The organism is Spirosoma flavum, assembly GCF_042686045.1.
Classification (GTDB): Bacteria; Bacteroidota; Bacteroidia; order Cytophagales; family Spirosomataceae; genus Spirosoma; species Spirosoma flavum.
In genome coordinates, this window is record NZ_JBHUOM010000023.1 from 305,488 (window position 1) to 330,295 (window position 24,808).

23 protein-coding genes are annotated in these 24,808 nt (G+C 46.2%); 13 read left to right on the forward strand and 10 right to left on the reverse strand.

From position 1 onward, the window contains the following. Positions 1–29 precede the first annotated feature (29 nt). Genes ACFS25_RS21980 through ACFS25_RS21990 form a run of 3 tightly spaced genes read left to right on the forward strand, consistent with a single transcriptional unit; the run spans position 30 to position 1,538 of the window. On the forward strand, positions 30–485 hold the full coding sequence (locus tag ACFS25_RS21980; RefSeq protein ID WP_381505290.1) for a viral A-type inclusion protein: 456 nt from the start codon (positions 30–32) through the stop codon (positions 483–485). A gap of 13 nt (positions 486–498) precedes the next feature. Next, positions 499–1,122: an SCO family protein gene (locus ACFS25_RS21985; RefSeq protein WP_381505291.1), complete on the forward strand. Its 624-nt coding sequence runs from the start codon at positions 499–501 to the stop codon at positions 1,120–1,122. Continuing rightward, positions 1,119–1,538 (forward strand): c-type cytochrome, encoded by a 420-nt coding sequence (locus ACFS25_RS21990; protein WP_381505293.1) that lies wholly within the window; start codon positions 1,119–1,121, stop codon positions 1,536–1,538. The genes ACFS25_RS21985 and ACFS25_RS21990 overlap by 4 nt, the downstream gene beginning before the upstream one ends. A gap of 33 nt (positions 1,539–1,571) precedes the next feature. On the opposite strand, the gene lptC is transcribed toward ACFS25_RS21990, so the two are convergent. The 3 genes from lptC to ACFS25_RS22005 all read right to left on the reverse strand — a co-directional run bounded on the left by lptC (position 1,572) and on the right by ACFS25_RS22005 (position 4,252). After that, positions 1,572–2,102: an LPS export ABC transporter periplasmic protein LptC gene (gene lptC / locus ACFS25_RS21995; protein WP_381505295.1), complete on the reverse strand. Its 531-nt coding sequence runs from the start codon at positions 2,100–2,102 to the stop codon at positions 1,572–1,574. 85 nt (positions 2,103–2,187) lie between these two features. After that, complete coding sequence (locus tag ACFS25_RS22000) at positions 2,188–3,489, reverse strand: hypothetical protein (protein WP_381505297.1); 1,302 nt, start codon at positions 3,487–3,489, stop codon at positions 2,188–2,190. Beyond that, on the reverse strand, positions 3,446–4,252 hold the full coding sequence (locus ACFS25_RS22005; protein WP_381505298.1) for a type III pantothenate kinase: 807 nt from the start codon (positions 4,250–4,252) through the stop codon (positions 3,446–3,448). The genes ACFS25_RS22000 and ACFS25_RS22005 overlap by 44 nt, the downstream gene beginning before the upstream one ends. A gap of 529 nt (positions 4,253–4,781) precedes the next feature. Between ACFS25_RS22005 and rho the strand changes: the two genes are divergently transcribed. From rho to ACFS25_RS22020, 3 genes are all read left to right on the forward strand, one after another. Then, entirely contained in the window at positions 4,782–7,073 is a 2,292-nt protein-coding gene (rho, locus tag ACFS25_RS22010; protein WP_381505300.1) for a transcription termination factor Rho, read from the forward strand. A gap of 147 nt (positions 7,074–7,220) precedes the next feature. Beyond that, positions 7,221–8,102: a sterol desaturase family protein gene (locus ACFS25_RS22015; RefSeq protein WP_381505302.1), complete on the forward strand. Its 882-nt coding sequence runs from the start codon at positions 7,221–7,223 to the stop codon at positions 8,100–8,102. A gap of 87 nt (positions 8,103–8,189) precedes the next feature. Further along, positions 8,190–9,026: a ThuA domain-containing protein gene (locus tag ACFS25_RS22020; protein WP_381505304.1), complete on the forward strand. Its 837-nt coding sequence runs from the start codon at positions 8,190–8,192 to the stop codon at positions 9,024–9,026. An 88-nt stretch (positions 9,027–9,114) separates the two neighbouring features. Here the strand turns inward: ACFS25_RS22020 and ACFS25_RS22025 are convergent, their stop codons facing one another. The 3 genes from ACFS25_RS22025 to ACFS25_RS22035 all read right to left on the reverse strand — a co-directional run bounded on the left by ACFS25_RS22025 (position 9,115) and on the right by ACFS25_RS22035 (position 14,804). Then, on the reverse strand, positions 9,115–12,261 hold the full coding sequence (locus ACFS25_RS22025) for an efflux RND transporter permease subunit (RefSeq protein WP_381505305.1): 3,147 nt from the start codon (positions 12,259–12,261) through the stop codon (positions 9,115–9,117). A 107-nt stretch (positions 12,262–12,368) separates the two neighbouring features. Beyond that, on the reverse strand, positions 12,369–13,472 hold the full coding sequence (locus ACFS25_RS22030) for an efflux RND transporter periplasmic adaptor subunit (protein ID WP_381505307.1): 1,104 nt from the start codon (positions 13,470–13,472) through the stop codon (positions 12,369–12,371). A 3-nt stretch (positions 13,473–13,475) separates the two neighbouring features. Then, a complete protein-coding gene (locus ACFS25_RS22035) occupies positions 13,476–14,804 on the reverse strand; it encodes a TolC family protein (RefSeq protein ID WP_381505309.1) in 1,329 nt (442 codons plus the stop codon). Between the two features lie 250 nt (positions 14,805–15,054). Here ACFS25_RS22035 and ACFS25_RS22040 point away from each other — a divergent pair, with 250 nt between their 5' ends. The 3 genes from ACFS25_RS22040 (at position 15,055) to ACFS25_RS22050 (ending at position 17,523) form a co-directional block, all read left to right on the forward strand. After that, positions 15,055–15,735, forward strand: a complete 681-nt coding sequence (locus tag ACFS25_RS22040; protein WP_381505311.1) for a response regulator transcription factor — start codon at positions 15,055–15,057, stop codon at positions 15,733–15,735. A 346-nt stretch (positions 15,736–16,081) separates the two neighbouring features. Next, on the forward strand, positions 16,082–16,792 hold the full coding sequence (locus ACFS25_RS22045; protein WP_381505313.1) for a hypothetical protein: 711 nt from the start codon (positions 16,082–16,084) through the stop codon (positions 16,790–16,792). Continuing rightward, the gene (locus ACFS25_RS22050; RefSeq protein WP_381505315.1) at positions 16,789–17,523 is read left to right on the forward strand and encodes a potassium channel family protein; all 735 of its coding nucleotides are present in this window, start codon (positions 16,789–16,791) and stop codon (positions 17,521–17,523) included. The genes ACFS25_RS22045 and ACFS25_RS22050 overlap by 4 nt, the downstream gene beginning before the upstream one ends. An 85-nt stretch (positions 17,524–17,608) precedes the next feature. Here the strand turns inward: ACFS25_RS22050 and ACFS25_RS22055 are convergent, their stop codons facing one another. Both ACFS25_RS22055 and ACFS25_RS22060 read right to left on the reverse strand, forming a co-directional pair. After that, a complete protein-coding gene (locus ACFS25_RS22055; protein ID WP_381505316.1) occupies positions 17,609–18,565 on the reverse strand; it encodes a polysaccharide deacetylase family protein in 957 nt (318 codons plus the stop codon). 8 nt (positions 18,566–18,573) lie between these two features. Continuing rightward, positions 18,574–18,879, reverse strand: a complete 306-nt coding sequence (locus ACFS25_RS22060; protein ID WP_381505318.1) for a GNAT family N-acetyltransferase — start codon at positions 18,877–18,879, stop codon at positions 18,574–18,576. A gap of 97 nt (positions 18,880–18,976) precedes the next feature. On the opposite strand from ACFS25_RS22060, the gene ACFS25_RS22065 reads away from it, so the two are divergent. The 3 genes from ACFS25_RS22065 to ACFS25_RS22075 all read left to right on the forward strand — a co-directional run bounded on the left by ACFS25_RS22065 (position 18,977) and on the right by ACFS25_RS22075 (position 21,388). Further along, positions 18,977–19,945 carry a helix-turn-helix transcriptional regulator gene (locus ACFS25_RS22065; protein ID WP_381505320.1) on the forward strand — a complete coding sequence of 323 codons (969 nt, stop codon included), beginning with the start codon at positions 18,977–18,979 and terminating at the stop codon, positions 19,943–19,945. A gap of 118 nt (positions 19,946–20,063) precedes the next feature. Beyond that, positions 20,064–20,495: an SRPBCC family protein gene (locus ACFS25_RS22070; RefSeq protein WP_381505322.1), complete on the forward strand. Its 432-nt coding sequence runs from the start codon at positions 20,064–20,066 to the stop codon at positions 20,493–20,495. Positions 20,496–20,941: 446 nt separating this feature from the next. Then, positions 20,942–21,388 carry a response regulator gene (locus ACFS25_RS22075; protein WP_381505324.1) on the forward strand — a complete coding sequence of 149 codons (447 nt, stop codon included), beginning with the start codon at positions 20,942–20,944 and terminating at the stop codon, positions 21,386–21,388. Between the two features lie 288 nt (positions 21,389–21,676). On the opposite strand, the gene ACFS25_RS22080 is transcribed toward ACFS25_RS22075, so the two are convergent. Beyond that, complete coding sequence (locus ACFS25_RS22080) at positions 21,677–22,321, reverse strand: deoxynucleoside kinase (protein WP_381505326.1); 645 nt, start codon at positions 22,319–22,321, stop codon at positions 21,677–21,679. A 165-nt stretch (positions 22,322–22,486) separates the two neighbouring features. Here ACFS25_RS22080 and trhO point away from each other — a divergent pair, with 165 nt between their 5' ends. Beyond that, the gene (gene trhO, locus ACFS25_RS22085; RefSeq protein ID WP_381505328.1) at positions 22,487–23,461 is read left to right on the forward strand and encodes an oxygen-dependent tRNA uridine(34) hydroxylase TrhO; all 975 of its coding nucleotides are present in this window, start codon (positions 22,487–22,489) and stop codon (positions 23,459–23,461) included. A gap of 86 nt (positions 23,462–23,547) precedes the next feature. Here the strand turns inward: trhO and ACFS25_RS22090 are convergent, their stop codons facing one another. After that, positions 23,548–24,807, reverse strand: coding sequence for a threonine synthase (locus ACFS25_RS22090; protein ID WP_381505330.1), 1,260 nt, complete (start codon positions 24,805–24,807; stop codon positions 23,548–23,550). Between the last annotated feature and the right edge of the window lies 1 nt (position 24,808).

The window sequence follows — 24,808 nt, forward strand, 5'->3', positions numbered from 1 at the left end:
TACTACCCTAACCCAAACATTCATTTTTAATGAGTAAACTTATTGTTTCCATTGCCGGACTGCTCATTTTGTCTGGAACTTTCTGGTCTTGCAATTCGGGCGAGGAAACTGTTAAAGAAACCGAAAACGAAGTGTTTGCCATCCATGATGAAGTAATGCCCAAAATTGATGACATTATGAAGCTGCGAAAGCAGTTGAAACAACGAATTACATCGCTCGATAGTCTGAAATCAACCGGCTCAGCGGCTGCTACGCTTCGTACAGATGAAGAGAAGGAACAGGCTAGCCGCTTAAGTCGTAATCTGGTTGTTGCAGATAGTTTGATGATGGAATGGATGAGCCGATATAATGGCGATACCCTCGCTAAATTATCATCTGACGAAGCTCTGAGTTATTTGACCGGGCAAAAAGATAAAATTATCGATGTCAAAACAAAAGTTAATGCCAGTATTGAACAAGCTCGCCAATTTTTGGGCAAGAAATAAAAAATTAACTGTAATGGTCAGCACGGCCATTATTCTGTCGAGTTGCGACACGTCTACCAATGGCAAACTTCCTATTTTGGGTCAACGGGAGGCCGTCACGAAAATTGTCGATGGCAAATCAGTAACCGATTCAGTCTACCAGACAATCCCCGATTTCAAATTTATTAGTCAGTACGGGGATACGGTTACGGCCAAAACGCTCGACAATAAAATCTACGTAGCCGATTTCTTCTTCACCAGTTGCCCAACGATTTGCCCCAAAATGAAAGTGCAACTGAAGCGGGTGTATGAAAGGTTTAAGGGAAATTCGAACGTAATGCTGCTTTCACATACCATCGATCCCGCTCACGATTCAGTAGCCGTACTGAAGGAGTTTGCGCAGAATCTCGGTGTCATGAGTCGGCAATGGCTATTCGTTACAGGCGACCGCGACAAAATTTACGACATCGGCCAAAATAGCTACATGGTCACAGCTCAGGCCGATTCGTCGGCACCGGGAGGTGTTGTTCATAGTGGTGCGTTTATTTTGGTCGACAAAGCCAAGCACATTCGGGGTATTTACGATGGCACTACAGAAGCCGGGGTTGACAAATTAATGAACGATATGGACCGGTTACTAGCCGAAGACAAACCATGATGCGCTTAGCCGGAATAGTAGTTACCATTTTTGCATTTGCCAGTATTCTCTCCTGCCAGAGTGACGAAGAAATTAAGAGACAGCGGTACATTACGGAAGGTATTCTAATTTATAAAAATAACTGCGCCAACTGCCATCAAACTAAAGGTGAGGGTCTGGCGGCTCTATACCCACCTATTGCCGGATCAGATTATTTAGCCGATAAAAAGAGTGTGATTTGCTTGATCAGGTATGGCCAGCAGGGACCAATCGTCGTCAATGGCAAAAAGTATAATCGTCTTATGCCCGCACAACCGCAATTTAGTGATCTTGAAGTGGCTGAGTTAGTTACTTATATCTATAACGAATGGGGCGGCCAGAAGAAGTTGATAGGTGTTAAAGAAGTTACACCAATTCTGGCACAGTGTAAAAAGTAAGTGGTGCCGGGTTCTCAAACCCGGCACCACTTACTAAATTCCGTTTTCCATATTGAAAATCCCCGTTGGCTTACGAATGGAATACTGACTAAAATCCTGATTCGCATCTAAGCCAATCCCATAAAGTTTTTCGCCCGTTAGCTGGCTTAGAATAGTCACCCGCTTGTCGGTAAATACTTTTTTTGTCTGCGGTTTCCAATTCAACTCGGGCGTGAGAAGCTTTTCCTGCTTCTGCTTGTTGACGACGACCACATTTCCCATAACAACATACACATCTTTCGCCTTATCATAACGGCCCGAATCAGATCGAATGGTCGTTATCTCCTCACCAGTCGGGCTGTAAAACACAATATTGACGGGTTTTGGATAGCGTCGGTCATCATTGACGTACCGAAATTGCTTTGCCGTTGTTAGCTTAACCTTCAGCTTAGCTGCTTCACTGTACAACAGCTTCACGTCATTAATTTCTTCAATTGGTCCCGTGTAAGGAGCTATTTTTTTAGTCTCTTTGGGTTTTTCGCAAGCTGTCAATAAGAATGAAAAAAGTAGAATCGTTCCGCTCATGCGAAAGAATGAAGAATTGAAGGCAGCTTTTAGCTCCCTTGTTCTTCCAGGATTTACATTATCCATGCTACGTTTTCTGTTCACGTTAGTCAACAACCTGTTTGCGGAACCACCAGTCGTTGAGTGAGAAGCCAAGTCCTATGCGCACATATTGTTCCTTAATTTGTGTACCGCTTAACACTCCCCGCTGCCCACCGACGAGCGATAGGGTTACGTGGTTAACAAAATAAGCTCCTAAGGGTAACGACATCCCCAGGCTACCGTTTATATCGGTAAGCTGTGCACCACTAACCATATAAGGCAATTTATTATATTGAAACCCAGCGCGGAACGTAATTAAATCGCGGTAACGGGTTGAAGTAGGTTTAGGCGTATACTCCACACCTCCTGCAACGGTCATACCATCGGCCAGGCCTCCGGGTTTATTCTCGGCGGTACGGTACTGGCTCCACTTTTGAAAGCCTACATCTATCCCAACCAGAAGCGTATTTCCCTTTTCAATGCTGGCACCGAAGTGCATTTGCTGCGGCAATGTTGACTGCGCATTTGAATTTAGCTGTAACGTATCAGGTGCAGCAATAGCTTGGCCACTTAGCGAAGTCTGCTGATAGATGTTCGTCTGAGTCGCACTAATATGCATTTTAGGATCATAAGTAGCCCCAAAGTTAAGCGTCCAGGTATCGTTCAATTTAGGTCGCCAGGCAGCGCCCAACTTCCAGACGACGTCGCTATAATTCGTCCGATTCAAATGGGTTACAAGTATATCGGTGCTACTAACAATCGCTCGTGCATCCGATGAATTAGTAATGTTGCCAAATAGAAACGAAGCCTCTACGCCAGCATAAATATTTTTTGTTACCCGCACACCGTTGGCAAAGGTCACTTTATTCAATCCGCCCCGCCCCGTATAATTATATTGTGCGGTATAAGGGGTGCCCGGTACGGCCTGGAATTTCTGAATGTTATAATTTACGTAGGTGTAGGGTCTTAAGCTCAACGATATATTCCAGCGGGAATTCGCGGGAAAAGACAAAGCCAGATACCCTAAATTGCCGGCAAAATTGCTTTGGCTCTTCAGCGTATTACTGATGTTCTGACTTATGGTTTTCGATTGGCCAACCAACCCGACCTCAAATACGGTAAAACGCGTTCTGCGGGCCAGCAGGGCGGGGTTTTGCAAATTCAGGTAGAACGAACTGGTATTACTGATGCCAACGTCGCCCATTCCCATATTTGTTACATTACCCTGGCTATATAATTCTCCGATGCCCAGAGCTGAATAGGGTGAGTTACCCAATCCCTGCGCCAATACCATCGGCGATGTCGCGGCAACAGCCAGCAAACTATGCGTTAACGTCTGGCGTATTCGCTTGTAAATTCTCAACATTATAGCGTAAAATTCGATTCAATCCAATCAGTACCAATTCAGGCATCACAAATATCGGGGGTTTAAGACGACTTTCAAAGGAAGACGCATCACCCCCGCACACCAATACCACAATCCCCGGTCGTTCCCGACGATAGTTTTCGATTATACCATTCATTTCGAAGGCCAATCCATTCATCACGCCACTCTGCATAGCTTGCTGCGTATTCTTGCCCGTTAGAGCAGGCCAGATGTCTCCCAAATCGGTGGGAGCCTCAACCAGCGGCAAGCGGGCTGTTTGCTCGTGCATTGCCCGAAATCGCATTCGCAATCCCGGCGAAATTAGGCCACCCTGAAATACAGCATCCCAGTCTACAAGATCAGCCGTCAGGCAGGTTCCCAAGTCAAGAACAACACAGTCCTGACCTGGAAATAAAGTCGTGGCACCTACCGCAGCCGCCACTCGATCGGCCCCAAGGGTAGCAGGCGTGTCATATGCCTTCCGGATAGGTACAGGCAGTTGGCTATCCAATATCCAAAAATCGGTACCTAAATCGGTTAGCTGACTACGAATATCACTACCGGGGCGACTCGTTGACGAAACCAATACCTGAGATACCGGACGATTAACAAAGTCGGTTAGTAAAGCATCGGGCGAGTCATAACGCCCAATTTCTACCAGTTCCGAACCAATAAACCAGCCCGTTTTCAGGCTAGAGTTTCCCCAGTCAATAACCAGATTCGTAGAATTTGTAAAGCTGGGGTAAAGCGTTTTGGTTTCCATTCGCGTCTCGTAAGTCAACGTTGCTTGTGGATACAAAATTTGTCATTCTCCAGCGTTTTAAGGATTTTTAACGACACATTAAATTTTACTTGATTTTGAATAAAAACTAAACGTTGGAAACATTTGCTACAGAATAACGTTATGTTGACAAAGCCGTAACAAAATACTATATTTGCTACCATCAATCCGGTCGGCAAGTAGTGTTGCCAGCAAAGCAACAATTCATCGCTACGGCAAACCTCCGTTTTCAAACGTTTTGACAACCACCGAGTCTGGCCCCACCAGTCGGTTGTGTTTGGATTAGGCAAATCACCTCAGTTTATATTTTTTGATTGATTTATTTTCATCACGTAATTACTTGAATCTGTTGAGGTTGATTTGATTTGTTAAATCGGTAGCTCCACTTTTAGGCCGCTAGTAGCCTGCTAATTTGCCCGTCAAAACGGTCATTTCACTAGTTCAATAACTCCCAACTTTTATTTTCACCGTCCAGGCGGTTCTTTTAAGGTTTATTGCCAACCTGACCTCTATGTTTAAGAAAGAAGAATTAGATATGAAGCTTCTCTCAGAGCTTCACCCCATTGCCGAGCAATTTGGCATTCGTAACATCAGTAAATTCACGAAAGAAAAACTCGTTTACGAAATTATAAAACAGCAATCCGAGCGCCCCAGCCAGGATGTGCCGAGTCCCGATGCAGTAGCACCGGTTGAAGAAGCCCCCCGGCGTGGACGGCGCACAAAAGCGGTTGCCGCCCCCGATGCAGAAACAGCACCCCTACCGGTAGCGGTAGAGACAGTAGCTGCAACTCCAATAGTAGTAGCAGCTCCAGAAACTGCCCGCCCCCGTCAGCGTGGCCGTCGTGATCAGGATGTTGTAACCGAACCAGTCGCCGTAACGGAGCCAGTTGTTGCAGCCGAACCGACTGTAATCGTTGATAACGCTGCTTCGGCATCCGAAGAAATTGCCGCCCCGATTAACGAACCGACACCAGCACCCGTAGTTAACGGTAGCGCCCCTGTCGAACCAGTAGCAGAAACAGTTGTACAGACTGATCAACCGGTACGTCAGCCCCGCGAGAACCGCGACCAAACGGTCAATCCAGGTCAACGCAACAACTTGCCGAATCAGCCGGTCCGAAACCGCAACGACAGTGATGGTACAACAACGCCAACAGACCGGAACCTTCGGACGAATAATCCCCGCAACGACCGAACCGGAACTGGTCGGCCAGATATAAACCAGCAGCGCAACCAGCGTCCAGAGAGTACACAACCAGGACCACGGGATGCACGACCACGTTTTGATGCAAATCGCGATCGTACCGACGGTCAGCGTGACAACAATGCCCAGCGACGCGATCAACGCCCACGTACACAACGTGTTGTAACAGACGAGGCTGGATTGAATTACAATGGTCAGGCTGACGAAGAATTTATGACGCCAACCGTTGTAACCGAAGACAACGCGGCCAACATGCAGTCAGCGGGCGAACCAGCAGCGTCTAATTCGACAGATTCGGCTACAGCGACCGAAACAGTAGAGGCTCCTACCGAAACCCAGGAAGGGCAACAGCCGCAATCCGAATCAGACCAATCAGATCAGCCTGGACAGTCAGATCAACCAACGCAACCGCAACCCACACGGGAAGCTCAGGAATACCAAAATCGCATTCGTCGTCAGTACAATCAGCACATTCGTGAGTTCGACGGAATTATCGACAATGAGGGCGTTCTGGAAATTATGCAGGATGGCGGTTACGGCTTTTTACGCTCGGCCGACTATAACTACTTAGCCAGTCCCGACGATATTTATGTGTCGCCTTCACAGATCAAACTATTTGGCCTGAAAACCGGTGACACCGTTCGTGGAGCAATTCGCCCACCAAAAGAAGGTGAAAAATACTTTGCCCTACTGCGCGTTTCAACTGTTAATGGAAAGACAACGGAAGAAATTCGCGACCGCATTCCATTTGAGTATTTGACTCCCCTTTTCCCCGAAGAACAACTTCATTTAAGCAACCGTCCCGAAAATTATTCGTCGCGGGTGTTGGACTTGTTTGCTCCTATCGGTAAAGGTCAGCGCGGCATGATTGTCGCTCAACCCAAAACAGGTAAGACAGTACTGCTGAAAGAAATTGCCAACGCCATCACCAAGAATCACCCGGAGGTGTATCTGATTGTATTGCTGATTGACGAACGCCCTGAAGAAGTAACCGACATGGCCCGCAGTGTAAACGCTGAAGTAATTTCGTCAACCTTTGATGAGCAGGCCGACCGGCACGTAAAAGTGTCGAGTATGGTGCTCGAAAAAGCAAAGCGAATGGTTGAATGTGGTCATGACGTGGTAATTCTATTGGATTCTATCACGCGCTTGGCACGGGCCTATAACACTGTTGTTCCATCGTCGGGTAAGATTTTGTCGGGTGGTGTGGATGCCAATGCCCTACACCGGCCAAAACGTTTCTTTGGTGCTGCCCGGAACGTAGAGAACGGTGGTTCGCTTACCATTATCGCTACTGCCCTGATTGATACGGGTTCGAAAATGGACGAAGTTATCTTTGAAGAATTCAAAGGTACGGGTAACATGGAACTCCAACTCGACCGCAAACTGGCTAACAAACGGGTTTATCCGGCTGTTGATGTTATGGCATCGGGTACGCGTCGGGAAGACCTGTTGCTGGATAAAGAAACCTTGCAACGTGTCTGGATTCTTCGCAAACATATGGCCGACATGAATCCTATGGAAGGTATGGACTTCTTGCTTAGCCACATGAAAGGCACCCGGACTAATGAGGAATTTCTGACCTCGATGAACCGGTAGAACACACTAACGAAGTTATAAAAGAGAGGCACAAAGCACACGGAGAGTCAAAAACTCTGTGTACTTTGTGCCTCTCTTTTTAATCCAGTTGTTAGCTGTTGAAAACCTGTTAGACTCCATGTAACTTGCACAAAAGTTAGAAAAACTATGAGAGACCTAATTCAATATGCCATTCCCGGCTTTGTTGTACTGCTGTTTGCGGAGGTAATTGTAACGGCAATTCAGCACAAGGACTATTACGAAACAAAGGACACGGCCAGTAGTCTGGCTATGGGAATTGGGAATGTGATTGTTGGTTTTGTCGGGAAGCTACTTGTGTTTGGAACGCTTTCGCTGGTCTATCAATTTCGGCTGTTTACGATTGATATGACGCAGTGGTGGGCCTGGGCAATCCTGTTTTTTGCCGATGATTTTAGTTATTACTGGTTTCACCGGATTAGCCACAGTAGCCGGTATTTCTGGGCCTCGCATGTAGTGCATCACTCCTCTATGAAGTACAATCTCGGTACGGCACTTCGTCAAACCTGGACGGGAAACATAACTGGCGCGTTTGTCTTCTGGCTTTGGCTACCCCTTGTCGGCTTTTCGCCAGTGGCGATTATGACCATGCAGGCAATCAGTTTGTTGTATCAGTTCTGGATTCATACCGAACATATCAACAAGTTCCCGGCATTCATTGAATTCATCTTCAATACGCCATCACACCATCGGGTACATCACGGCTCCGACCTCAACTATTTAGACAAAAATCATGCGGGCGTCCTTGTAATCTGGGACCGGATTTTTGGCACGTTTGAACTCGAACACAACCGCCCTACTTATGGACTGACCAGCAATATCAACTCGCATAATCCAGTGCGAATTGCCTTTCACGAATGGGTAGCTATTGGGCAGGATCTTCGTGGTGCCCGATCATTTCGGGACGCCTTGGGTTACATTTTTGGTCCACCGGGCTGGAGTCATGATGGCTCTCGGAAAACGACAAAACAATTACGCGAGAAACAGCCTACTATTACAGAACATGTGTAGCACATTTATTGCTAACTCATCATAAAGTTTAGTTATCAACCTGGCTGTAATAAAATTAATTTTAATTTATTAGTATCAGTAAAAATTATGCTGTTATTCATTAAGAAAACCATCCGGATAATTCTTTTTTGTCTGCTGTGCTGTGGTTCAGTCAGGGCTCAAGCTAGCAAGCCAAAATTCAATGTGATTGCCTTTTATACGGCCAAAAACGATAAAGCACATATTAGTTTTGTACATGAGGCCAATCGATGGTTTTCTAAAACGGCAACCAATAACAATTTCACTTATGACTCAACAACTAACTGGAATAATCTTACCACTGAATTTTTATCGCACTATCAAGTTGTGCTATTTTTAGATACCCGCCCGGAAGCACCTGACCAACGGGAAGCATTCAAAAAATATATGGAAAATGGGGGTGCCTGGATGGGCTTCCACTTTGCGGGATTTGCCCTCACTCCTTCCACGTATCCTCAAAACTGGGACTGGTATCACAACGAGTTTTTAGGATCTGGCTCTTACAAAAGCAACACCTGGCGGCCTACAGCGGCTATTTTGCGAGTCGAAGATCGAAAACATCCAGCGACAAAACACTTGCCCGAAACCTTCAAATCGGCTCCTAATGAGTGGTACAGATGGACAAATGATTTACGAACTAACCCCAATATAAAAATCCTTTTGTCAATCGATTCAACAAGTTTCCCACTTGGCACCGGACCCAAGTTACATGAGATATGGCATAGTGGTTATTACCCTGTCGTTTGGACGAATAAAAACTACAAAATGCTGTATGTAAATATGGGGCACAATGACATTGATTATGACAACAAAACGGATAAAGAGTTGTCATTCACCTTTGCCAATGACACTCAAAATAAACTCATTATTGACAGCCTTTTGTGGCTAGGTAGTGGCAAGAAGTAGAAAGTTTTTTCAATATTAAACGAAAAAGGGTGGTGGAAGATTTGAGAATCTTCCACCACCCTTTTTCGTTTATTCAAGCCTTTATTTTTTACGGATGAACCGGCATCTGAACCTCTTTCGCTTCTTTTCGAGCCAGTTCTTTCCGCGCCCGCCGACTATGAATAAGTTCGTAGGTGACGGGCAAAATCAACAGCGACAAGACTGTACAAGTCATTAGTCCCCCGATCATAACCGTAGCTAATGGCTTCTGCGTTTCAGAACCAATTCCGGTCGAAAGGGCAGCGGGTAACAAGCCGAGTGAAGCCATCAGGGCGGTCATTACAACGGGTCGAACCCGCGTTAGAGCCCCTTCACGAATGGCCTCGCTGATGGGCAATTTGTTATGCAGATTTTCCTTGAATCGGTTAATCAGAATAACACCATCCTGCACCGATACGCCAAACAGACAAATGAAGCCTACCCCCGCCGAGATACTGAAATTGATTCCTGTCAACCACAGAGCCAGCATACCACCGATAAGTGCAAACGGCACGTTCAGAATAATTAGGGTGGCATCGAGCGCACTGCCGAACGTAAACAGCAAAATCAGGAAAATAATGGTGATACTGATCGGCACGACGATAGCCAATTGCCGTTCAGCCCGTGTCTGATTTTCAAACTCCCCAGCCCAGCGCATCTGAAAGCCATCGGGCAGTTTAACCTGATCTTTCACACGCTGTTGTGCGTCGGCAATCGTACTACCGAGGTCACGGTTACGTACCGAGAATTTGATGGCGATAAAGCGGGCGTTATTTTCCCGATACACAAAAGCCGGTCCTGAACGTGTGCTGATATCAGCAAGTTCTTTGAGCGGGATTTTAGAACCCGACCGTGTTGGCACCATCAAATTTTCAATCAAATCAGGTGAGAAACGAAACCGTTCGTCATAGCGCACTTTAATATCAAATCGACGTTCGCCCTCATAAAATTGTGTGACAGTTTTCCCTCCAATGGCGGTTTCAATGACCGACTGCGCTACGTCTGTGGGAACATTATACCGGGCCAGTTTTTGTGGGTCGAGTTGAATACGAAATTCCGGTTGGCCAAGATTACGAAATACACCGAGGTCGCTTACACCAGGCACATTCTTCATCACGTTGAAAACTTTTGTCGCTTCTTTATCCAGCACGTTCAAATCCTGCCCGATAATTTTGATAGCCATTGAGCCTTTCACCCCCGAAACGGCTTCTTCGACGTTATCAGAAATAGGCTGAGAAAAGTTGAACGACACACCCCTGAACCGCGCTAACTTCTTCTGCATCTGTGTTACTAACTCGTCCTTCGAGATGTCACTCTTCCAGTCTTCTTTTGGGTAGAGGTCTACAAAAAACTCATTATTAAAGAAGCCTGTCGGGTCGGTACCGTCATTGGGGCGGCCCGTTTGCGAGATGACGCCCCGCACCTCTGGAAACTCAGCGAAAATTGCCCGAAACTTGCGCGTATATGCGTAACTCTCGTCCAGCGACACCGAATAAGGCAAACTAGCCCGGACATAAATTGACCCTTCGTTCAACTGCGGCAAAAACTCCGACCCAATATGAAACATGAACAGGTACAGGGAAAAGCCTAAGGCACCCAGCGCAATAGCAACAATAGAGGCTGGTTTGCGAATGGCCCAGTTCAGGGCAGGAACATATATTTTCTCCAGACCAGAAACAATTGGGTTGTGCCGTTCGCGCACATTCTTATTTAACAGGAGGCTGCACAAAAGTGGAATCAATGTCAGGCTGACAATGAGCGAACCCGTCAGAGCAAATCCAATCGTCCAGGCCAGTGGGCTAAACAGCTTTCCTTCTACTTTCTGAAACGTAAAAATCGGCAGTAAAGCCGTGATAATGATCACTTTCGAGGTGAAGATAGATTTACCCAGTTCAGTAGCGTTTTGGGCAATCCAGCTTAGTTTCGAGCGACGGTTGAACTTCATCATGCCCATTTGATCGGCCCGGTGTGCCAGCATCACAAACAAGCCCTCAACCATAACAACGGCCCCGTCAATGATAATACCAAAGTCTAAGGCACCGATACTAAGCAAGTTAGCGGTCATTCCCTTTAGGCGCAGGCAGATAAACGCAAACAAAAGAGCCAGCGGAATGACGATGGCAACTGTAAGTGTCGTACGCCAGTCAGCCAGGAAAATCAGTAAAATGAGCGTTACCAGGAAAATACCCATTAACACGTTTTCGCCCACCGTGTGCAGGGTATAATTATTTAGCGTCGTACGGTCGTAGAACGTTTTGATTCTGACATCTTTAGGCAAAATCTGATTGTTCAGTTCATCAATTTTGGCCTTCAGCGCTGGAATTACGTCGTTGGGATTTTCGCCCTTACGCATCACTACAATACACTCTACTACATCGTCCTGTTTGTCGCGCCCCACAATGCCCAATCGGGGTTGGAATGATTCTTTGACCGTAGCCACATCACGCACCTTAATTGGTACGCCATTTACGTTGTCAATGATGATACCAGCTACATCGTCGGGTTTAGTCAGCAAACCAATGCCACGTACCACCAGCGCCTGATTGCCCTGCTTGATAACATCGCCCCCAACGTTGATGTTACTTTGCTGGATAGCCTGATCCACATCAAGAGCCGTAAAACCATAGTTGGCCAGCAATGTTGGGTTCAAACTCACCTCGATGGTTTTCACTTTACCGCCAAAACTAACTACGTCGGCAATACCGGCTACGCTCTTGATCTGCCGCTCGATAACCCAATCCTGAAGGGTTTTCAACTCCGTGATATCTCTGGTTTTACTTTCGAGTGTGAAGCGATAAATCTCACCCGTTGGGCCGTAGGGTGGCTCTACTTCGGCACTCACTCCATCAGGGAGGTCAACACTGGCAATGCGGTTGGCTACGTTGGTTTGGGCAGTAAAATTGTCTACACCATCCTCAAAAATCATTGTCACTACCGACAACCCAAATAAAGATACTGACCGTAACGTACTCTTGCGTGGCACAGAGTTAAGTTCCGTTTCGAGCGGCAAGGTAACGAAGCGTTCAACTTCTTCGGCCGAGCGACCGGGCCACTGTGTAATAACAACTACGTTGGTATTCGTAACGTCGGGGAATGTTTCGACGGGTGTATTCAGAAAAGCAAAAACGCCCCCAATAATGATCAGCCCAATGCCAAAAAAGACGGCAAAGCGGTTCGTCAGGGCAAATGTGATGACACTACGAATGAATTTGTTCATGATGTTGTATGTATAGCCGCGACAAAATTGCGGTTCATGACCGGATGAGTTTTGACTTAATAAACGTGAGCATAAGATGCCTGGTTGGGCGTCTGCGTCTACAAAGGCTAATCGGTCAAATCATTGTATAACAACAAACTACCTTCTGTTACGACGATATTACCCGGTTTGAGGTTTCCCCCCGACACGAAGGCATAGCGCGTTGTATTCTTCATTACTTTCACTTCGCGGGCTTCGTATTTGTCTTTCCCCGTCTGCACAATAACGTAGTAATGATCACGATCGAACACAACGGCTTTTTGCGGAACTGCCAGCGACTTTTCACCCCCATTTGTACTGGATCTAGGCAGATGTACGTGAATCGTGGCGAACATATCAGGTTTCAGCAACCCGTCTTTATTAGGCAGTACGATGCGTACCTTCAGCACCCTAGCCTGTTCATCCAATACACTGCTCACATTACTAATAATCCCTTTGAAGGTCTTGTCCGGATAAGCTAGCACCTGAATATCAACAGGTTGCCCTTGTTTGATTTCTGGAATATCCTGTTCATACACATTGGCCATAACCCAAATTTGCTGAAGGCTCGAAATGGTGTAGAGTGGGTTCTGGTTATCGGCTCGTAAGTCCTGTCCAGTATTTACGTTTTTCTCAACGATGTATCCCGTAATGGGCGCTTTTACCGAAAAGGACGGTTCTCCCGTTCCCGCTGTGCTCCCCCCGTATACCCGCAGAATATTCGACGATTTGCTTAGTTCATCCTGCGATTTTTTGACGTTATTTTTCGCCGTTAAAAAATCCGTTTCCGAGGCAAATCCCGATTTGTACTGCGCCGATATGTTTTTCAGTTGTTGCTGTGCTACTTCCAGATCTGACTTATCGGCCTGATAATCATTTGTATAATTCGAGATATCGCCGGAGCGAATCAAGGCTAAATCCTGCCCTTTCTGCACGTAGGCCCCCAGAGAAGCCGTTGTTTTCTGGACGTTACCACTCACTAGTGGAAACACCCGAACCACATTGTCCTGGTCGAAGGTAACGGTACCATTCAGGGTCAGTTCGTCTTCGGGGTTCATCTGCCGAACCGAATCGGTCAGATAACTACTACTCGAATCGGCACTGGATGTTGGGGCTTTATCAGTTTCCTCATTTTTATGCCCACACGCAGCCAGCCCTAAGCCAATGAGCAAAGGGATTAGTGTCTTTTTCATAAATTAGTAGAACCGTGTGTTAGTGGTATAATTCAGTAACTGCTGCGTGTTGAAAAGATTATTTTGCAGGTTGATGTTATTCAATTGCGCCTGCTGATAGGTCCTGATTTTATCTAAATAATCCAGTAGTCCAATTGTACGATTATTATACGCCTTGGTCGCTTCCACGGAGATATTCTGTATGCGGTCCAGATAACCATCAGGTCGGCCATTCAATTGCCCATAATACGTGTTGAGTTTATCATAAGCATTCAGAACGTCGCTCTGCACAACGGTCTGCTGGTTTTCCAAGCCAATCGTCACACTTTTCAGCGTAGTCTCCGCCGACCGGATGGCGCCCTGATTGCGGTTACGCACCGGCAAATCCATTGATGCCTGGAACCCGGTAAAGTTATTATACGCATTACCATATTTCTCAAAAAACAGCCCTGCCGTCAAGTCGGGTGTCCGGCGGGCTTTTTCCAGCATCACACTACGCTCGGCATTGTTAATCTGCTCCTGCGACAGGCCAATGTCGGGCCGGTTGGTCAGAGCCGAGTCGAGGGCTATTGCCAGATCCGGGACGGTCGTTCTGCGGGCCGGTAGTTCGGTAGGTAAAATGAACGTTCTGGCAGGCTGACGTAACAGCACCCGGAGCGTAGCCTGCCCATCGGCAACCTGCGCCCGATAGATAGCACTGTTGGCCTGAAGATCCCGCAGGGCAACTTCGAGTCGGGTAACTTCATAGGGAGCTACCCCACCTGTCCGGAGCGCAATTCGATACGATTCGAGCAGCCGCTGTTGCCGGGTCAGTTCATCCTCAAACAAACGTAGTGCCTGTAAATCATAGTACAGGTTAGCATACGTTGTATAGAGCTGATAATGAAGCGTCCGCATTACATCGCGAAAAGCCAGACGAGCCAATGACCGGTTACTTTCGGCCAGAGCGACTAATTTACTTCGCTTGCCAGCCAGCAAAATTACCTGCTGCAATTGCACAGCGTAATAGCCGCTATTATACGTACCCGCGTCTTTATCAGCTTGTGAGGGCGCTCCATACTGCAAAAACTTTTTGGTATTTGGGTTATACAAGTTTCCCTGAAACCAAAGATTTGGGTTGGGACGCAGACCAGCCTGCGTAATAGCCGCATCAGCAATATCGATCTGATAGCGCTGGGCCAGTAATTGGAAGTTGCGTTCCACGAACTGCTGTTCGAGTTGCGGGAGACTCACGCGAGCCGTGTCAACAACGGTGACTGTGGAAGTTGTTTGCGCTGATAAATTAGAATTTATACTTAGCAAACTCACTAAAATACCGACACCACAAAGGGGAATTAATTTAAAACGAGACATAAGTTGAACGCGGGACAAACTAAGATCCGGCTGATTTGTGCGCAAGTAGCAAACTCGCAGTTAACGTGTGGTTAAAGCCTTATTAATTATTTCTTAAAAATGTAGAAGCCACCTTAACCAAGGGATTACCATCAAAACCACCGTATAAATACTTAAATTTTTTTAAAGAATTTTTAATTAGTATTTAAAGCCGATTTAAAGTCGGCTTATCACATTTGCAGATAAAATAAATCCGGCTGGTTATTGACGTATGAAAATTTTACTAATTCAAAGCGATCATATCTACCTCGACTTTCTGTATCGAACTTTAGGGGGACGTCAATATACATTAGAAATGGCTACCGATGGCTATACCGGACTTGCCATGGGGCTTCATGCCCGTTTTGACCTGATTCTACTCGATACTAATTTACTGCGCATGGACGGGCTGGATGTAATTCGGCGACTCAGACAGGAAAACGACTCAACACCGGTTTTGCTCCTGTCGAGATTCGGTGATTCGGCTGATAAAGCGAAAGGGCTGTATGCCGGAGCCGACGATTATATGGTTAGTCCTTGTGACCCCGACGAACTATTGGCTCGTATTTACGCCCTGCACCGCCGACGGACTGGTGGGTTCAACGCCCCGTCCATTTTGAGCGTTGACAACCTCGAACTAAACGTCGCCGAAAAAGTAGCGTATCGGGCTAATCAGCGCATCAAACTAACAGCCCGCGAATTTCAACTGCTCGAATTTCTTATTAAAAATGTCGGACGTGTTGTCACAAAAGCGCAGATTCTCGAAAAAGTATGGGACAATGTTCCCGTTAGCCAAACGAATAAAGTTGAGGTATACATCAATTTCTTACGAAAGAAGATTGACCGCGACTTTGACCGTAAGCTTATTCATACGGCAATGGGCATAGGGTACCTCCTTAAATCAGGTTTATGAAACAACATTATTCGTTTTCCAGAGTAATCTGTTCATGCCAAGCTACAAAAATCATTATGTTGATTTTGTCTATTTTTACTTCTGATTTTCTGAAGGCAGGTGGATCTGGTTTCGTGATGGGCGATGGGGGTTTGCCCAATCATTAAGTCCGAAAATAGCCTGGAGATAGTTTACAAAACCCGGCTTTCCTATACGCTTTACATAACCCTAGACCATCAATTAAGTCAAAATCCGGGCTGTTACGGGGACCGGGAGCCAGTGAATCTGTTAGCCAATTGGACACATATTGAGTTTTAATCAAACGCTCAGTTGAACTCAAGACATTTTTTTAGGTTAGTAGTTCATTATGATTGCTGTTTGCTTGCTTACGTTTTCACTCCTAACATTCCGGCCTGATTCACTCGCCCCGGCTGATACGACTCGGCCAATACATTACCCTATCAAACCCGCTTTTAATCTCGATTTTCGGGATTCGTTTCTCGAACGCCAGCATGTTAATGTACTGGGGATTAACGCCGGTATTGAGTTTGGTCCTAAACGTCATCAGCTAACGCTCGGCTACTATTGGATTAATTATGCTACCTATCTACGCCTGATTAACTGGCGACGCGATGCAGCCCGGCGTATCAATCTCGATTATTACACCCGTACCGATTTGTGGTTCGTGAGTATGCAATACTGGTGGAATCTGATCAATAATAAGCGGTGGATGGTTAGCTTTCCGGGCGAAATTGGTGGAGGGGTGGCGTATGCACTCCCGCTCGACCTGGCTAGAAATAATCCGATAGATAGAACCCACCGGAGTTTTCTGGTGCCCTTGCAGGTAGGGGCGTATGCCCAATGGAAAGCTACACGCTGGGTAGGACTTACAGCGCAGGTAGGGTACCGAGTTTCCGTTTTTCAGACTGATATTAACGAGAATTTTAACGGAAGCTATTACAGCGTTGGTATCTCTATTTATCCTGCATTGCCTACAGACATTTGGCGATGGGTAAGAAAAGGAGACCGTATTTCGCCAACACACCCACCTAAGCCCCAACCAGACAGCAAAAAATGAAGCCCACTGCCCCGCCAAAACTAACGATACATCAGTTTATTATGCTGGTGCTATCGATTTATGTTGTCATAGCGTTGCTGATTCGAGAGTTGGTAAGTATAGACGAGCAAAACCGCCAGTTACTCGACCATATTGATACGGGTATTTGCTTTTATTTTTTGTACGATTTCTTTTTGCGGCTTTATCAGGCACCTGACAAATGGCAGTTTCTGCGCTGGGGCTGGATTGATTTGCTGGCCAGCATTCCTGCCTTAGACTGGTTTCGATTGGGGCAGTTGGTGCGAGTGGTCCGAATTCTGCGGATGGTCCGGTCGTTTCGGTCTATCCGCGAATTTTTGCACTACTTCTTTCGAGATAAGGCCAATGGTACACTGGCCGTTGTATTACTCAGTTCAATGTTGCTGATGACCTTCGGCGCAATAGCGATTCTCTATGTTGAACGGGTGCCTGAGGCCAACATAAAGACGCCTTCCGATGCACTTTGGTGGGCGTTTGTTACCATTACAACCGTTGGCTACGGCGACCGTTTTCCCGTCACAACCACTGGCCGTCTGATTGCCTCTGTTCTAATGGTTGCCGGGGTAGGCTTGTTTGGTACATTCACGGGGTACGTTGCTAACTTCTTCGTGGAAGATGAACAAGAACAGACTGAGAACGACATTCAAACACTCATTAGTGAAGTTCAGCAACTACGGCTAAAACTTGAAGAAATGGAAAAGAAGCTGATGTAAGCGTGAATGATATTTGTAGCAACTTATGAGTCAATTACCCTTCTGTTACAGGGCTTTCTTATAAAAAGGCTCTCTGTAAAATTGCTTATTTCCCCTTCGCCACACTCGTTGGCAAGTCATAAAGCAGCCACGTTTTATTACGGATAAACGAAGATTTTGCCCGAATCAGGTTGATAAAATCCGTAATGCCCAACGGTTCATTGCCGTTGGCGTGAATCAGCACCAAACTCCCCTGTTTGGGTTGTTGGTTTTTAGCCAACCACGCATCGCTGCCAATGGGCAATAACCCGAACGCCAGTATCCGATCAAATACGGCTTTATCGGATACTAAACCTGGAAATCGAAAGAAAACAGACGGCGTTAACCCGTTCTTCAGCATGGCCTGCTCGTTCAATATAACTTCATCATTGAGGTTGGTTGCTGCTTCGAGCAGAAAGTTAATTGGCAGCGGTAACTGCGGGTTATAGCGGTGATGAAAGGAGTGGTTGACCCATGTAATAGCTAAATCGCCCCGGCTAACCAAACTTTTCAGGTAGGCCAGATCCTGGGGGTGATTTTCCATCCAAAGACCCGTGATTGTAATGGTTACGGGAATCGGTTTTTCTTCCGGCTCAAATGCCTCAATCAACTGCTCAAATACCGAGCGGGTTAAGGGCTTTATAGAAGGGCAAAGGTCTATTGTCAGGCTGAAGCCCCGTTCGGTCGTATCGGCGCGTTCGATTCCGGCATCCTGTAAATTATAGTCTCGTTGCTGCTCCAGTTTCAACGCCCGCATGTAGGGCGTCTGGGCAACTTGCTGCATAACAGCCGACCATGGCAATGGCCGAACCTGAGTTGCTGATAGCGATACGACCGCCGTTTCGAGGGTTTGCGGGTTTAGAATCAGGTATCGGGTTTGGGCAGTTTGCTGCCACTGACGCAGCACAATTCGCCGAGGTTGCTGAGTCGTCAGTCCGAAAAATACGCGGTAGCTTGTTACTTGTGCAAACGCACCTGTGCTGACCCAAAGAGACAGTATAAAAGTGAACAGGAAATGATGCATTCAGATACTCAAAAGTCGCTGGCGTTATAGGCGGTTGACACGAGTCGATTCCAGTCGGGATGGCGTTTTAAATAGACAACAACAAATGGACAAAGCGGCACAATTTTAAGGTTGTTTTGATCAATGTACTCTAGCACACCTTCGACTAGCTGTGAACCAACGCCGTGTCCTTCCAGACTAGAATCAACTTCGGTATGCGTAAGCGCGAGCGTTTCGTCATCTACATGCTGGTACTCAACGATGGAGATTTTGCCCTCTGTTTCTAGCTCAAATCGGTGGCGGTGGGTATTGTTTTTGATATGGGTTGCGTTCATGTCATTCAAACGTTTAGTAGCTCTTTTACATAAAAAAATGCCTGCTCGTTCAGTCAAACCAATGTAATTTGCAAATTACGTCTCTTGTATTCCTGCTATGAACCGTCTTGACCGTTTAACCGCCATCCTGATTCATCTGCAAACCAAACGTGTTGTTCGCGCCCAGGAGTTGGCCGACCGCTTCGGTATTAGTTTGCGTACCGTTTACCGCGATGTCCGGTCGCTGGAAGAAGCGGGTGTCCCAATTGGAGCCGAAGCAGGTGTTGGCTATTTCCTGACCGATTACCATCTGCCACCAGTAATGTTTACCAGTGCCGAAGCCAGCGCATTGTTGCTGGGCGGTAAGTTAATTGAAAAATGGGCGGATCAGTCGGTGCGGACAAAATTTGAGTCAGCCTTATTCAAGATTAAGTCCGTCCTGAAACGCGCTGATCAGGAACATCTGGACGATCTGGACGCGCAGGTAAATGTAGCCAACAACGTATATCGCATACCTTATTCTGACGACTTGCTGAACGATATACAACAAGCCATTGCCCGGCATCACGTTCTCACACTCCAATATCATTCCCAATACAACGACGCCGAAACCCAGCGCGAAGTTGAGCCTGTCGGGCTGTATCATAACCACATGAGTTGGCACCTTATCGCTTTCTGCCGAACTCGCCAAGATTACCGGGACTTTCGCGTTGACCGTATTCGCCAACTTACTGATACAGAGCAGCGATTCTCGCGTCATAACCGGCTCTCGTTGCAGGAATACCTCGACCGGATAGGTAATACCGATATGCCCACGGTGGCCGTAACAATTGTGTTTCGCAAGGCCATTACCCGATATTTGCAGGAGCAAAAACATATGTATGGATTTCAACGCGAAGATGATTTGGGCGACCATATCCGAATGCATTTTCAAACCCCCTACATAGAAGGTTTGGCCCGCTGGCTGCTCATGATTGGCACCTCGGCAACCATTGAGCAACCGGATATGCTACTAACCATTATGCAAAAATTAACCGAAGATATACAGGCTCATTACGCTGAACATCCTGTTACCGATATGCCCTAAGGCCACTATACAGAAGGCCATTTGAGTCAAATATGAAGACAATTTACGACCCTGCTGACATACTGCTGTCAGTAGAATACCTGAACTTTATCCTACAACTAAACTAAACGCTTTCTATATGAGACAAGACCTGATTGTGTCAAAGTCTATCGATGTTAACGCCAACTTATCAACCGTTTGGCAGGCATTGACGACCCCGGAAATCATTAAAGAATACCTGTTCGGCACAGAAACGGTGACTGATTGGCAAGTGGGAAGTCCTATAATTTTTCAGGGCGAATATGAAGGACACATCTATCAGGATAAAGGGGTTATCCTTGAAAACATTTTGAATGAACAACTGACTTATAGCTATTGGAGTGGATTTTCTGGGGTGGAAGATAAACCGGAGAATCAGTCCATTATAACGTACACATTGACCAAAATAGGTGACAATCAAACTAGATTTACCTGGACACAAAAAGGGTATGCGACTGAAGAAGTCTACCACCATTCTAAAGACGGTATGGACGAGTTTCTTGAGCAAATAAAGGGTATAATGGAACGTTAAGGATAGTTTTATTGCACAAGGTAAATTAGTAAACTAAATGTGCTGATAACGGTTAATTAATTATCAGCATTTAAGTCGAAGCGAAGAATGTGGAAAATGATTATCTAACCCTAAATCGGTTTGATAAGTAGAGAACATCAAGAAATAAAGCTACTTTTAGGCTATAGGTTTAGAGTTATTTTTTGGATGAAATCAGATTTACATATTGAAACCAACAAATTTATTTATATACTAACAAGTAGTTCCTCTTTCGGAGAGCCGATCCGGTAGTAACTATCGTGCGGATGTACAGTATTTGTTCCAATAACTCAAAAGATAACTCAGCGGAGAGAAAATTTATGTCTTTATACGCGGTGGATTGTCTATTTAATGTGATCGATTCTGTCTTTTATTTGAGTGCTCTTACTTTTCCTAAATTTAGTTTTCAGAACTGCCTTTAAAAAATCATGCCGCATTCATTTCCAATTCTATTAGTAGACGACGATCCCTTAATTGCTGACATTTTAGTGCGAGCATCGTCGAGTAGCTTTCCAGAAGCATCGTTTACTCATGTTAGCAGTTTTGATGAAGCAAAAAGGTACATTGAGGAATTGGAAGGGAAGGGTCCGAAAATAGTTTTACTTGATATCGATTTACAAGATAAGGTTGATGGATTGGACTTCTTGGCCTTATTGCGTGCCCATCCAAAAGGCCGCTCATTGCCTGTGGTTATGCTGTCGGCCAGTAAAACGCCCGGTTTAGTTGAACGTGCTTATTCATTTGGAGCGTCTTCTTTTACGACCAAGCCATTTAGTTTTGCAGACTGGAAAAAGTATTTAAGTAACTTAAGAACGTACTGGCATGAGACAGTTACGCTGTTAGACGTGAGACATTATAAGGAAGATGCACGTTAATACAACAGCCAGAAGTTGCCGATGCATTTGAGAAATAATAATCAGTCTCGTTTAGTCAATCAGCCTATTTTCCGGGAAATAGTACCTAGGTTGATGGAATCAACTGAGTGATTTTATTGACGGCAAGGTAGATTTTCAATCCAGCCTGCTCAACCTAGCGTATGTACTTTTTTCCGCTCTCCACATAGCAGGTCGCTTTACCCAACCGGGAGCGGCCTGTTTTATATTGAACCAGCCTATAAATTTGTGTTTTGGGACCACTAAAAGGTTTTCTCCATCATTCCTAATTCAACCTATTTTTCTCAATTGGGTGTCAACCTGACGTACTACTGCGTCAAAATCGGCTGATCGTTTCGCATAATCTATTGCATCAACATCTAAAATTAGCACGGGTCCCAACTGATAGGAATCCAAAAATTCTTTATATAGTCGATTTAAGTTGCTCAGGTAATCGTCGCTAATGGACTGCTCGAACAAACGACCACGTTTCTTAATCTGCTCGCGGAGTTTAGGTAAACTGGCACGAAGATAAATCATCAAATCGGGTGGCCGAACCAGACTCATCATGTTTGTAAACAACTGGCGGTAAGTCTCATAATCGCGCACTGTCATATCACCACTCTCATACAGGTTGCGGGCAAAAATGGCAGCATCCTCATAGATAGTCCGGTCTTGCACCACCGTATGCTGGTAATCGGGGCTAGCCTGATTAGCCAGTTGGATGTCAATTATTTTTTTAACCTGTGCAAATCGGCTATTCAGGAAATAGATTTGCAGGTTAAACGACCAACGTGGCATATCATCGTAAAAATCAGCCAGATACGGATTCCCGTCAACGGCTTCATAGAGCACTTCCCACCCGTAATGTTCGGCTAACTGTTCGGCCAGCGTTGTTTTGCCAGCCCCAATATTTCCTGTAATAGCGATGTGCATAGAAAAGCGAAAAGGAGGAGAAATAGAAAAGTGACGAAAAGGAGGTACGATGAGTTTCTTCCTACGTTTCTCTCCTACCACTTATGGAACGAAGTTTAGCAAATTGGGTTTAATTTTGTCACGGAGAACAATTGAGCAGCGTATTTTTGCTCTTTGCTTTTAATTATGAAATCATACCGCGTCCTTCTATACTATATTTATTCACCCATCGAAAATCCTGACCAATATCGGGAGGAGCACCATTTGCTATGCCTGCAATTAAACCTGCTGGGACGAATTATTGTCGCTCCCGAAGGGCTGAACGGCACAGTGTCTGGGCTAACCGCCGACTGTGAGAGGTACATGGCATCTCTCAGGGCCGATCCGCGTTTTGCCGGTGTTGCCTTTAAGATAGACGAAACCGATGGACATACGTTTCAGAAATTGCACGTTCGGGTGAAAGCCGAAATTGTCCACTCCGAATTCTCCGTTGATCCGCTACGGCAAACGGGTATTCACCTTGAACCAGAGGACTTCCGGCAATTCAAAAATGACCCTGACGTAGTTTTGGTAGATATGCGCTCGAACTACGAGCACGAAGTTGGCAAATTTAAAGGAGCCATCACGTTCAACATGGAAAACCTGCGTGAACTCCCCGACCATATCCACGAAATCGAACACCTGCGCGACAAGAAAATCATCACCTATTGCACGGGTGGCATTAAGTGCGAAAAAGCGTCGGCTTACCTTCTTGCCCAAGGGTTTGAAAACGTTTATCAGCTTCACGGCGGCATTATAAGATATGGTCTGGAAGCTGGTGGCGAAGATTTCGATGGTGAATGCTACGTGTTTGATAACCGCGTAACGGTGCCTATCAATCACGTAAATCCCGTTACGGTATCTGTCTGCTATCGTTGCGGCACACCCACCAGCCGGATGATTAACTGCGCTAGTCCGGTTTGCAATAATCACATTACCCTCTGCGAAAACTGCGGAGATGAACACGGTGGAACCTGCGCCGATGTCTGCAAACAGGATCCCAACTTGCGCACCTATGATGGTACAGGCTATTACGGCAAACTAACGCAAAGCTACTCCCCTGTTCAGGGTTTTAAAAGCCGACAGGGACAGCGGTTGGATGTGAGCATTGGTGGTATGTAAACCATTTCGCCGGGTTTTAACCCGGCGAAAATGCAACAGCAACGATAGTACCACAATCAACTAGTGGCACTTAGCTTGACAATTGGTTACCGGTGCCATTTCCCTTTTATGTTGTCTAAGTATTTCTGTCCGGAGCCGGTATTAAGTAACAATACGTGTTCATCTGGCTGGAGCCAACCCTGATGCAGTAGTTTTTTCGTGGCCGCCCAGATGGCTCCGCCTTCAGGAGCGGCAAAAATGCCCTCGTGTCGGCAAAGCTCACTGACGCCTTCCAGCATATCATCTTCTGAAACAGCGATAGCTGTCCCACCAGACTCGCGTAGTACGCTCATCATCAAGGGTTCACCAATGGGACGCGGCACAGCCAGGCCATTAGCGAGCGTCGGTTTTCCAATGTACTGCTTGCTGTTAATCTGTTTCCCCAGATAGGTATCGACAACTGGCGCGCAATTCTCTGCCTGTACAGCCACCATGCGAGGCAACCGTTGCTCCTTAGCCAGCCATCCCAGGGCCTTCATTTCGTGAAATGCTTTCCATATTCCTATCAAACCCGTTCCGCCACCTGTTGGATACATGATCACATCCGGTAGCTGCCAATTTAGTTGCTCAGCTATTTCATAGCCCATCGTTTTCTTGCCTTCCAGCCGATACGGTTCTTTCAACGTCGATACATCGAAATAAGCGCCCTGTTGGTTCAATTCCTGTACTTTAGCCGCACAGTCGTTAATAAGGCCATCTACCTGAATAAGGTTGGCATTGTAGCCAATACACTCCTCTTTGAAGGCATCGGGGGTGTGGCGCGGCATCACAACTACGGCCTCTAAACCCGCTCTGGCGCAATAAGCAGCCATAGCCACTCCTGCATTACCGGCAGTCGGTATAATACAGGCTTGCTCACCGAGTTCTTTTGCCTTGGAAATGGCCATGCACAGCCCTCTTGCCTTGAACGATCCAGTCGGGTTAAGCCCTTCATCTTTCAGCGTAAGGTGGCGAAAACTATAAGTATCAGCTAATCGGTTGAGTGTTAACAGGGGCGTAAATCCTTCTCCTAACGAAATTTGATTTTCGGGCTGGATGACGGGTAACAGTTCCTCGTATCGCCAGAGCGACTTGGTACGCGTCACTAGACCTGCTTTCAGTACACTACCAACGTCGATGGTATATTGACAAAGTAGCGGTGCCTGGCAGCAACTCGATAAGGTTTGACGGACAAACGCGTTATGGGTTGACCCGCACTGCGAACAATGCAAATCGCTTAAAAGTGATGAAGTGGTGGTAAGTGTCATGGTTGTATTTTCCCGAAAAGTCCCGGTTAACAACGCATGAAGCAAATACCATTTTGGCATG